The 11,610-nt window shown below is 71.2% G+C and carries 8 protein-coding genes; 7 read left to right on the plus strand and 1 reads right to left on the minus strand.

All coding sequences use genetic code 11. The annotated features are described in order from the left end of the window. The first annotated feature begins 131 nt into the window (after nt 1–131). From ACGF7Y_RS22230 to ACGF7Y_RS22260, 7 genes are all read left to right on the plus strand, one after another. Nucleotides 132–1,016 carry a hypothetical protein gene (locus ACGF7Y_RS22230; RefSeq protein WP_393236660.1) on the plus strand — a complete coding sequence of 295 codons (885 nt, stop codon included), beginning with the start codon at nt 132–134 and terminating at the stop codon, nt 1,014–1,016. Between the two features lie 559 nt (nt 1,017–1,575). Continuing rightward, entirely contained in the window at nt 1,576–2,844 is a 1,269-nt protein-coding gene (locus ACGF7Y_RS22235) for a hypothetical protein (RefSeq protein ID WP_393236494.1), read from the plus strand. Between the two features lie 153 nt (nt 2,845–2,997). Beyond that, the gene (locus ACGF7Y_RS22240) at nt 2,998–4,476 is read left to right on the plus strand and encodes a protein kinase (RefSeq protein WP_393236495.1); all 1,479 of its coding nucleotides are present in this window, start codon (nt 2,998–3,000) and stop codon (nt 4,474–4,476) included. Nucleotides 4,477–4,494: 18 nt separating this feature from the next. Beyond that, a complete protein-coding gene (locus tag ACGF7Y_RS22245; protein WP_393236496.1) occupies nt 4,495–5,997 on the plus strand; it encodes a serine/threonine-protein kinase in 1,503 nt (500 codons plus the stop codon). A 49-nt stretch (nt 5,998–6,046) separates the two neighbouring features. Beyond that, the gene (locus ACGF7Y_RS22250; protein WP_393236497.1) at nt 6,047–7,270 is read left to right on the plus strand and encodes a serine hydrolase; all 1,224 of its coding nucleotides are present in this window, start codon (nt 6,047–6,049) and stop codon (nt 7,268–7,270) included. Between the two features lie 167 nt (nt 7,271–7,437). Then, nucleotides 7,438–8,679 carry a tryptophan synthase subunit beta gene (gene trpB / locus ACGF7Y_RS22255; protein ID WP_393236498.1) on the plus strand — a complete coding sequence of 414 codons (1,242 nt, stop codon included), beginning with the start codon at nt 7,438–7,440 and terminating at the stop codon, nt 8,677–8,679. Nucleotides 8,680–8,755: 76 nt separating this feature from the next. Next, complete coding sequence (locus tag ACGF7Y_RS22260; RefSeq protein WP_393236499.1) at nt 8,756–9,898, plus strand: metallophosphoesterase; 1,143 nt, start codon at nt 8,756–8,758, stop codon at nt 9,896–9,898. A 27-nt stretch (nt 9,899–9,925) separates the two neighbouring features. Here ACGF7Y_RS22260 and ACGF7Y_RS22265 read toward each other — a convergent pair whose 3' ends face one another. Further along, on the minus strand, nt 9,926–11,581 hold the full coding sequence (locus ACGF7Y_RS22265; RefSeq protein WP_393236500.1) for an alkaline phosphatase D family protein: 1,656 nt from the start codon (nt 11,579–11,581) through the stop codon (nt 9,926–9,928). Nucleotides 11,582–11,610 lie beyond the last annotated feature (29 nt).

Consider the following 11,610-nt stretch of genomic DNA (forward strand, 5'->3'; position numbering starts at 1 on the left):
CGCGGGGTGGGCGTACGGATGCGGCGGGTACGACGGTGTCGCCGATTTTCGGTCCGGCGTTGGATGGGAGTTTGCCGGGTAATGAGGTGATCAAGGCTGCGGATGGGGGGTTTGTGCGGGCGTTGGGTCCGATGCAGTTCTTGCCGGGGACGTGGGGGGCGTATGGCGCGGACGGTAATGGGGACGGGGTGGCCGATCCGCATAATGTGTTCGACGCGGCGTTGGCTGCGGGGAAGTATTTGTGTTCGGGGGGTTTGGATCTGCGGGATCCGTCGCAGGAGTTGCGTGCGGTGTTGCGGTACAACAACTCGATGGCGTATGCGGCGAATGTGCTGAGTTGGGCGGCGGCGTATCGGACCGGGGGTTCGCCTACGCAGGTGCGCATCTCGCCGGACCTGGTGCCGCCGGGTGCGGCAGCCCCGGTGGATCCCCGTTCCCCGATGACAGCGGTGACCACGGCGGTGCCCGCACCCGTCGAGTCGCCGCGGACGCCCGTGCCCGCGCCGCGGCAGCAGGCGCCGACGCAGGTGATGATCACGCTTCCCGGTCTGCCGCCCATTCCGTGCGGCATCTTCTGCCCGCCGCCGCCACCGGTGAATCCGTGCGTCGCGCAACCTGTCCCCGCGCCGATGCCGCAACCGGGGCAGCCCGGCATGGCACGCACCCCGCTCGCGCCCGGGCAACCGTACGGCGCGGCGCCCGGGCAGCTACCGAACCCCGGCGCTACCAGCCCCGAAGCGGCCGGTAACGCCGGACCCGCCGACGCCCGTGCGGCCGAGTGCACGCAACCCGAGACCGAGGCCGCCATCGGCCCCGCACCTGTCGCCCCGGAGCCGAACACCGGACCGCGCGACCCCGAACCCGCCATCACCACGCCGCCCGCGCCGGAACCCGAACCCGAGCCGGTGCCCGACGCCGAACCCGCGCCCACACCGACACCCCCGCCCGGAATCACCCTGCCGTTCGGCATCGTCATCCCTCTTCCGGGCCCACCCCCGCCCCCGCCTGCGGGCTGACTCCGTCCCCTCCGGTAACCGCGGGTTCTCGCATTCGGGCGCGCGCTCTGCGTCCAGCTACTGGTGCACCCACGGTGGACCCTGCGACGCCGGTCGCAGGGGGCGAAGAGACGTTGGTCCGGGGCGGGCTATCTGCCGCGATCGTTCGCAAACGTCTGCGAGCGATGCCACCCGGCCTGATCGCACCGTAATAATCGCGGGTCGTCGTACCGAGGCACAGTGACGTCGCTTGGGAGACCGTCCCGGAAACGGCGTCGAATGACTTCGTCACGATTGTGCCCATATTGCGCGCGACGCGGCCTCGAAGCCGTATCCGGACCGCGCGAACGGACGTATTCTGATCGGTAGCTATCGCGTGGCATCTGCCAGCGGCGCCGAGGAGGCCATTCACCTCCGGGCACGCCCGCACCTACCGGTCAGGGCTTGCCGTCGTGGTCTCGAGGGCGTCATCTCGTGCGGCGGACGTTCGGCGAGCGTGTGGCCCGGATCCGAACCTGGGCCGATCGTCGGCGACCGCCGTGACGAACCCGTCCGAGACCGGTCGAGCAGAGGTGATCCCATGAGGGCCACAGTCGGAATATCAGCAGAACAGGCCGTGGTGCGCGGGGTGATGCTCTCGTCCACGGCGCAACGAGGCACCAGGCCGGACGTGCTGCGGGAGATCGAGCAGCCGGTCGAGCACTCGACCGCCGCATCGGTGGCCGCCACACTCGAAGCGTTGACGGCCGAGGCCGAGGCCGAGGCCGGCACCGAAATCGATGACGTCGCCGTGGCGTACCGAACCGTGGCCGAGCGTCGAGCAATCGTGTCGCAACTGTCATCGGCATCGTGGCGATCGTCGTCGCTCGTGTCGGCGAAAACAGCGCTGCTGGCGATGATCGAGGACATCCCCGGCCTGGCGCAGTACGGCACCGTGCTGGTGCTCGAGTTCGTCGGCTACCACACGTGCTACCTCGTGACCGGTCCGGAACGGAACGGAATTCTCAGCTGCGGCGGGTGGTCGTCCGGTGTCGTCGACGCCGATACCGCCGGCCTGGCGACCGATCGAATCCGGTCCGCGGTAGCGGCGGATGGGCTGCTGCCCGACGCCGTGGTCTTGTGCGGCTCGTCGGCGGGTGACCCGGACGTGGTCGCCGCGGTGCGGCTCGCGCTCGCCGTACCCGTCATGGCGGCGCCCGACCATGCCAACGCCGCGGCCTACGGCGCGGCGTTGGTCGCGGCCGCTCCGTTCCGGAGCGCACCGGTGGCACCGGCGGCGGCCGGTCGCCGACATGGCGGCCGTGTGATCCTGGCCGGAGCGGCCGTTGCCGCCCTGCTGGGCGGAGCGGCCGTCGCCGTCGTGCAGGCGCGCGAGGACCGCCCGGCCGATGCCGCGATCAGCGGGCCCGCGCAGGCGCCCGTTCCCGCCGCTCAGCTCGCCGAACCGAATCCGGCGGCGGTGCCCCCGGCGCCCGCGGCCGAGCAAGCCCCGGTGGCCGTGTTGCCGGAATCGGCATCCACTCCCGAGCCGTATCCCGAACCGCCGATCCCGCCGCCACCTCCGCCGCACCCGGCGGCGGAGGCTCAGGCCCAGTTGCCCATCCCGCCCATCGTGCCTCCCGTACCGCCGCCCGCGGAGCAGCAACCACCGCCGCACCCGCGCAATCCCACCCCGACGGAATCTCCCGAACCGACCGTTCCGGCGCCGGCCACCGCCGCCGCGCCCGACGACACCTACCTCTTCCCGGGCGAGTCCCCACCGCCTCCTTGGAACGCCGACCCGGCCACCGTGCAGGCGTGGTGGGACAACCACTGGAAATTGAAGGAGAGCTGGCTGCACGGCCGCTGATAGATATCCCCTGAGACGCGCTCGCGACGAGCCCGTTCCCGCCACTTCCGGCGGGGCAGCCCTACGCTGCCCCGCCGGAAGTGGCGTCAGCGGCCCGCGTCGGTGGATGACGCGTCGGCCGGTATTCTGCTCGGTCAGGGAGGAGGACGCGTCGTGTCTGTGCAACCGGGCGAGGTCTTCGCCGGTTACCGCGTCGTGCGCCGGATCGGCGCGGGTGGGATGGGCGCGGTGTATCTCGCCGAGCATCCGCGGTTGCCGCGCCGGGACGCGTTGAAGATCCTCGACCCGGACTTGGGGGCGGACGCGGAGTTCCGGGCTCGATTCGAGCGGGAGGCCGAATTGGCGGCCCGGCTGGAGCACCCGAACGTCGTGTCCATCTACGACCGCGGCGCCGAGGGCGACGTGCTGTGGATCGCCATGCGGTATGTCGACGGTGTGGACGCCGCGGAGTTGGTGCGCCGCGGCCCGGCGGTGCTGCCCGCTCGGCGTGCGGTGCGGATCGTCGCGGGCGCGGCCCGCGGACTGGACGCCGCGCACCGCGGCGGACTGCTGCACCGCGACGTGAAACCGGCGAACATCCTGGTGTCGACGGCCGACGACGGGTCGGACGCGGTCCGCATCACCGATTTCGGGATCGCCCGATCGATGGACGCGAGCGCTTCGCTGACCACTACGGGATCGGTGCTGGCCAGCTTCGCCTACGCCGCGCCCGAACAACTGACCGGCGGTCCGCTCGACCATCGCGCCGATGTCTACTCCCTCGGCTGCACGCTGTACGAAATGCTGACCGGCACAACACCGTTCGGCGTCCGCACCCCGGCAGCAGTCCTGCAGGCCCACTTGTACGAACCGCCGCCGCGCCCGTCGCGGGCGAATCCGGCGCTGCCACCGGCCATCGACGAAGTGGTCACCCGGGCGATGGCGAAGATCCCCGCGGCCAGATACGACAGCTGCGGAGAACTGGCCGCCGCGGCGATCCGGGCGCTCGAACCGCCACCGCCGGCGCCGCCCGCTTCCGCCGACCGGCCACCACCGGCCCGCACGGGTTACCGACGGACGGCGCTGCTCGCCGGGGCGGTCGCCTCGATCGTCCTCGCGACCTCGGCGGTGATCGTGCTGCGCACCGGCGAACGATCCGGCGGACATCCCATCGCCGCCCCCTCGTCGACGGTCGCGCAGCCCACGACCACCGCTGCGCCCACCAGCACCCCGGTCGCGTCGGCTTGGGGCCCGGCCGCCTACATCGTCGAGGCGTTCCCGAACCTGCTGCCCGCCGACCCCGAAGGCGTGGGGTATCAAGGGATTCGCTGCGCTCTCAACGACGACCGCGGCGCCTGGCTGCACTGCCCGGCCGCCACCGACGACGGCATCAACGTCAACATCCGCTGCGACCCGTCCCGCCGACCGGTGACCTACACCTCCGATACCCTCGGCCGCGCCGACCTGCACGAACAACCGTGGACCCGGCCATCGGGCACAGGCACGGTCCGCTGGGCCACCGACAGCCTCGCCGGGTTCGGGCTGCTGGACGTGGCCTTCACCGACCACCGCGACTTCTGCACCGTCGGTGCTTCCGGCGGCAACGGCGGCCAGGACGTGTACGACAGATGGTGGGCCGGTGCGCCGATCTGAACCGAGGACGGGAAGGGCATGACACTGCGCCCAGGCTCGGTGTTCGCCGGGTACCGCATCGAGCGCACGCTCGGGTCGGGCGGCATGGGGACGGTGTATCTGGCGCGTCATCCCCGACTGCCGCGTTCGGTCGCGCTGAAGGTCCTGGACCCCGCGGCGGCGGCGGACTTCGAATTCCGCGCCCGATTCCAGCGCGAGGCCGAACTGGCGGCCCGGCTCGACCATCCGAACATCGTGGAGCTCTACGACCGCGGCAGCGACGAGGACCAGCTGTGGATGTCGATGCGCTACGTAGCGGGTTCGGACGTGGCGCGACTGCTCGAGCAGTGGTCGGGCGCGCTGCCGACGAGCCGGGCCGTCGAGATCCTCGCCCAAGCCGCCGAGGGGCTCGACGCCGCGCATCGGCGCGGCCTGCTGCACCGTGACGTCAAACCGGCCAACCTGCTGGTCACCACCGGAGACGATGGACGCGACCACGTCTTCGTCACCGATTTCGGCATCGCGCGCAGCCGCGACGACACCAGCGGGCTGACCGCCGCCGGGGCGCTCATCGCGACGCTCGGCTACGTGGCACCCGAACAGATCCGGGGCGAGCCGCTCGACCATCGCTGCGACGTGTACGCCCTCGGCGCGACGTTCTACCAGATGCTCACCGGCGCCGTGCCGTTCGCGCGACCCACCCCCGCTGCGGTGCTGCGGGCGCATCTGGCCGAACCTCCGCCGCGACCCTCGGCGACCGATCCGGCCCTGCCCGCGGCGCTGGACAGCGTCATCGCCACCGCCATGGCGAAGCGTCCCGCGGACCGCTACGACAGTTGCCGTGCGCTGGCCACCGCTGCCGCCGCGGCCCTCGCCTCGCCGTCCGCGCCGCCCCGCCCGCAACCCGTCGCGCCCCCGCGGCCCGCCCGGATGCCGCCTCGGGCACTGCTGCCCACGGCCGCCGTGCTGGTTGTGCTGCTGGTGCTCGCCGGTGCGCTGCTCCTTCGTTCGGGCACCGTCCCCGGCGTGGCGATCCCCGGGAGCGCGACCGCGCCCGCCACATCCGCGGCCCCCGCAACGCCTTCGACCGCCACCACGGCCGTCGCCTCGTCCGCCTGGGGACGCGATGCCGAACTGGTCGCGCTGTTCCCCGGCCTGCTTCCGGCGACACCCGAGGGGGCCGGGTACCAGGGCGCGCGCTGCACCGGCATCGACGTGGTCAACAACGGCGGCGCCCCCGCGCTCGAGTGCCGCCAAGACAACGGAATCCACTGGTATGTGTGGTCTTTCCGGCGCGGGGACCCCCGGCGCGACTCGACGTTCGAGACCGATATCGACAACGACACCACGCGCCGGGACACCTGGCGTAGACCGTCCGGGTCCGGGCGGGTGCGCTGGAGTCACTACCCGGGCGGCAACACGGGACTGCTCACAGCCGGATTCGACGATCCGGCGCGGGCGTGGCTCGTCATCGACGTGTCCTGGGATCACCATACCGGCCAGGACCTGTTCGACCAGTGGTGGCAAGCGGCGCCGCTGTGAGCCGCGCCGGGCACCGGCGGCTCCCGCCGACGGTGGATAAGCTGGCCGGGTGAGCGCACCAACGGCCGGCTCGGTCGCTATCGTCGACGACCTGGAGACCGTCACGACCCGAGGTCCGGAAGACGATCCCGCGGCGATCGGCCTCAGCCGCGCCGACGTGGAGTCCCTGTGGGAGTCGGTGCAGGCGTGGTACCGCCTGGGCACCACTCCCGCGATCCAGGTCTGCCTGCGCCGCGACGGCGAGATCGCCCTGAACCGCGCCATCGGCCACGGCTGGGGCAACGCGCCGGGCGACGGGCCGGAGGCGGTGCGTGTCCCGGCCACTCCCGACACGCCGTTCTGCGGCTTCTCGACCGCGAAGGGCGTGGCCGGTGCGCTGATGTTCATGCTCGTCGAGCAGGGTGCTTTCGCCCTCGACGATCCGGTGTCCGGCTATATCCCGGAGTTCGCGGCGAACGGCAAGGCCGCCATCACGATCGGTGAGGTGCTCTCGCATTCCGCCGGGATCCCTTTCGTCCCGGCTCCGTATCAGGGCGTCGACCTGGTACTCGACGAGGAATTGGCCGTGCGCGCGCTGGCCGACCTGGTGCCGAGCTGGAAGCCGGGACGTTTCCGTGTGTACCACGCGCTCACCCTGGGATTGGTGCTGCGCCTGCTGGTGCGGCGCGCGACCGGCAAGCGGATGCGCGAGCATCTCGCCGAGCAGGTGCTCGAGCCGTTCGGATTCCGCTGGACCAACTTCGGCGTGCGACCCGAGGACCTCGGCAAGGTCGTGCCGAGCGTGAAAACCGGTCCGGCTCCCTCTCGGACTGCGAGCTATCTGGCGCGCAAGGCGGTCGGCGGGCGCATGGACCGTGCGTCGCGCGCGGCGACCGACGCGTTCCTCACCGCCGAGTTGCCCTCGGGCAATCTGATCACCACCGCGTCCGAGTTGTCGCGGTTCTACGAGATTCTCGTCCACGGCGCACCCGACGGCCGCCGCATCATCCGGACGGAGACGCTGGAGGAGGCGGTGCGCCCGGCGCGCTGGATACCCGGTGTGGCCGGACGCGTCAGCCGAGCCGGCTTCGAACTCGGCGGGCGCAGGTCGAAATTCGGCCGCGACACCGGATCGCATTTCGGGCGTAGCGGATTGACCACCCAGTACGGCTGGGCCGACCCGGCTCGTGGGCTGTCCGGCGCGATCCTCACCAGCGGCAAGGCCACCACCGATACCGAGCGCCCGTGGCGACTGGTCGCCCAGGTCTCCGCCACGGTGCCTGCCGACCGGTAGCCAGGGCGAGGTGCCCGGCCGGATCGATCGCCTCCACCAGTGAGAACACCTTAGCCATCCGAACGATTTAGTCTGTTAACTCGCTTGTTGCCAACCCGTCGGGTTGTGCTAGCGCTAGCGGAACAGACTGACCCGTCGGCTCTTTGGCGGTGAAAGCGTTGGTGTTGATGAGGATTGACCATGACGTGGCGGTGAGCGGATCCCGTCACGAGATGTTTCCCGACGAACGCGGGCGGTTCGGCGTGTTCGGCGGCAGATTCGTTCCCGAGGGCCTGATGGCCGCGCTACTGGCCTTGGAGGACGCCTACCGCCTCGCCTGCGCCGACCCGGGTTTCGTCGCCGAGTACCGGGAGCTGTTGCGCGACCGTGTCGGCAGGCCCACGTTGCTGCACCGGGTACCGCGGTTCGGGGAGTTGCTGGGTGTGCCGGGCGCCCGGGTGTATCTCAAGCGCGAGGACATGGCCCACACCGGTGCCCACAAGATCAACAACGCGCTCGGGCAGGCGTTGCTCGCCCGGCGGATGGGCAAGAAGCGGATCGTCGCCGAGACCGGCGCGGGCCAGCACGGCGTCGCGGTGGCGACGGTGTCGGCGATGCTCGGATTGACCTGCGTGGTCTATATGGGCACCGAAGACATGCGGCGCCAGGCGTCGAACGTGGTGCGGATGAAGCTGCTCGGCGCCGAAGTCCGGCCGGTGGACAGCGGTTCGCGGCGGCTGAAGGAGGCGATCAGCGAGTCGGTCCGCGATTGGGTGGCCGATGTGGACACCACCCACTACCTGTTCGGCACCGCGGCGGGGCCCGCGCCGTACCCGCGGATCGTGCGTGATTTCCAGACGGTGATCGGGACGGAGACCAGGTACCAGATCGCACGCGCCGAGGGCAGGATGCCCGACTACGTGCTGGCCTGTGTGGGCGGCGGCAGCAACGCCATCGGGGTCTTCCATCCGTTCGCCGACGACCCGCGGGTGGCGTTGATCGGGGTGGAGGCCGCCGGGCTCGGGGTGGATACCGGCGAGCACGCCGCGACCCTCTGCATGGGCAGCCCGGGTGAGATCGACGGCTCCTACAGCTATCTGTTGCAGGACGAGGACGGCCAGATCGCGCGCACCCACAGCATCGCCGCTGGGCTGGACTATCCGGGCGTCGGTCCCGAACTCAGCCACCTGAAGGACAGCGGCCGGGTGCTGTACCGGGCCGCCACCGACGCGGTCGCCCTACGCGGCATGCAGGCCCTCAGCCACACCGAAGGGATCCTCGCCGCACTCGAATCCGCTCACGCCGTCGGCTATCTGATGGAGATGGCGGCGCGCGGCGAGATTCCCGCGGACTCGCTGATCGTGCTGTGCCTGTCCGGCCGTGGTGACAAGGATCTCGCCGTCGCCGCCGACCGGCTCGGTGTGGCGTGACCGCTGCTATCGTCGAAAACGCCCATGGCGCCGGAGAGGGACCGCGCGCTGCACCCGCGCCCGAGGACGAGCCCTCTTGAAGTATGTGCCCCGCCTGTTGTTGTTCCTGGCGATTCCCGCCGTGTTGTTCCTGCTGCCCTGGTGGACGCTGGTAGCCGCACCCACCGCGGAATCCGGACCGCTGTTCTGGCTGGGTTCCGCGCTGTTCCTGCTCGGATTCGTCGGCCTGCCCGCGTCGATGTTCCTCGGTCACGGACCGGCGCAGTCGGACGCGGCCTCGATCGTCGGCGACACGTTGCTCGGCGTGATGTGGGTGCTGTTCAGCTGGTCGGTGCTCGGCAATCTCGCGCGCGCCGGACTGACCGTCGCGGGAGTGGCCGACCCGGCTCGCTCCCGGATCGTCGCGGCGGGTGTGCTCGCGGCCGCGACGGTGCTGGTGGTGTGGGGTGTGGTCGAGGCGCGCCGGGTACCGCGGGTGCGCACCCTGGAGGTGTCCATTCCGGGTCTGGGCCCCGCGCTGGACGGACTGCGCATGGTCGTCGTGACCGACACCCATTACGCCGCGCTCGACCGGCTGCGCTGGTCGGAACGGGTGGTCGAGGTGGTGAACGCGCAGCGGCCCGACATCGCCTGTCACGCGGGCGATCTCGCGGACGGATCGGTGGCGAAGCGGCACGCGCAGGTGGATCCGCTCGGCAAGGTCGAGGCCGAACTCGGCCGGTTCTACATCACCGGCAATCACGAATACTTCGGTGACGCCCAGGGCTGGATCGACCACATGACCTCGCTCGGCTGGCAACCGCTGCACAACCGGCACGAAGTCGTGCGCCGCGGCGACGATCAGCTGGTGATCGCGGGCATCGATGATCCCACCGGCATCGCCTTGCCCGGGCACGGTCCCGACCTGACCGCCGCGCTCGCGGGAGCGGATCCGGACGCGCCGGTCGTCCTGCTCGCCCACCAGCCCAAGCAGATCGCGGAGGCCGTGGCGGCGGGTGTGGCGCTGCAGATCTCCGGTCACACCCATGGTGGCCAGATCTGGCCCTTCCACTATCTGGTTCGCCTCGATCAGCCCGCCGTCGCCGGGCTGAGCCGCCACGGCGAGCGCACGCAGCTCTACACCAGCCGGGGGACGGGCTTCTGGGGGCCGCAGCTGCGAGTGTTCGCCCCGAGCGAGATCACCGTGCTGATCCTGCGTTCGGAGCCCGCGAGCTCCTGAGCGCTTTCGGCTGCCGGGGCGACCTCGTCAACGGTGGCCGCGGTCGGCGCCGGCCTGACCGGCGGCGTCGGGCGCGGGCGACGGCGCAGGTGGACGGCCGGGACTCCACGCTTCGACGACCCCCGGAATGCCGTCCTGGACGACATAACCGGCTCGTGTGTGGATGGGCGCGCCCGGATGGCGGACGTAGGGAACGACGCGAAAGTCGTTGCGCCATATCTTGTGGTCGAGTTCGACCCGGACATAGCCGCGTTGGGCGTTGAAGAACTTGATGTCCGGGTTCGCCGCGAGCAGCCGGCGGCCTTTGTCGCTGAGGTCGGTTCCGTCGCCGTTGCTGGTGATCGAGGTGCCGGTGAATTCCGCCGCCACGACCGGTGATTCGGCATCGGCGTAGTCGCGCCGCAGGTCGGCGGCCTGGTTCTCGTGCCGGTCGCCGGTGATCACCACCAGGTTCGCGGCGCCGCGGGTCGCCGCGGCGTCCAGTACGGCGTTGCGGTCGGCGACGTAGCCGTCCCAGGCGTCGGTGGAGACGCTGACCTGCGGGCCCGGGTCGGAATCGTTCTGGCTCATGCCCACCTGGTTGCCGAGGACCTGCCAGCGCGCGGGGGAGTAGGTCAGGCCGTCGATCAGCCAATCCCGTTGCTGCGCACCGAGAATGGTGCGGCCGGGGGAGAATCTATCGGTGCAGCCGCCGACCACGGCGCCGCCGCATGCCTGCGGTGTGCGGTATTGGCGAGTGTCGAGCATGGTGATCTCGGCCAGATCGCCGAACCGGAAGCGGCGATGCAGCCGGATGCCCGCCACGGACGGCAGCTGCGCCAGGCGCAGTGGCTGGTGCTCGTACATGGCCTGGAAGGCGGCGGCGCGGCGGCGGCGGAACAGGGCGGGGACGCGCCAGATGTCGAGGCCGATGCCGGGCGCGCCCGCGGCCCAGTTGTTGTCGACCTCGTGATCGTCCATGGTGACCAGCCACGGGAACGCGGCGTGTGCGGCGCGCAGCGGCTGCTCCGATTTGTACAGCGCGTAACGCAGCCGGTAGCCGGGCAGGTCGACGGCCTCGTCGCGGAAGTTCGGCCCCATCGCGACCCCCGCCCGCCCGCGCACCCACGCCCGCTCGTAGATGTAGTCGCCCAGATGCACGACCAGATCCAGATCTTCCCGGCTCAGGTGCTCGTAGGCGGTGTAGTAGCCGGAACTCCACGACTGGCAGGAGGCGAAGGCGAAGCGCAGCCGCGCCAGGGCCTGCCCGGGCGCCGGGGCGGTGCGGGTGCGCCCCACCGGAGACACCGCCGAGCCCACCCGGAACCGATAGAAGTACCAGCGATCCGGCGCCAATCCGTGCACCTCCGGATGCACGCTGTGGCCGAGTGCGCGGGTGGCCACCGCCGACCCGCGCGCCACCACCCGGCGGAACTGCTCGTCGTGCGCCACCTCGTAATCGACCGTGACCGGATCCACCGCCATGCCGCCGAGGCCGTCCGGCGCCAGCGGGTCCGGCGCCAGCCGCGTCCACAGCACCACGCCGTCGGGTGCGGGATCGCCGGAGGCGACGCCCAGCGCGAACGGATCGCCGAGCCGGCGCGGGGCGGGAAACCGTGCACTGCTCGCCGCCGCGGTTCCCGCCAGTACCGCGGCCGACCCCGCGGCGCCGACTCGGAACAGTTCTCGACGTGAGAGAGACATACATCAGCCTAAGGCCGTGCCCGAGGACG

This window comes from Nocardia sp. NPDC047654 (genome assembly GCF_043205035.1).
Lineage (GTDB): Bacteria > Actinomycetota > Actinomycetes > Mycobacteriales > Mycobacteriaceae > Nocardia.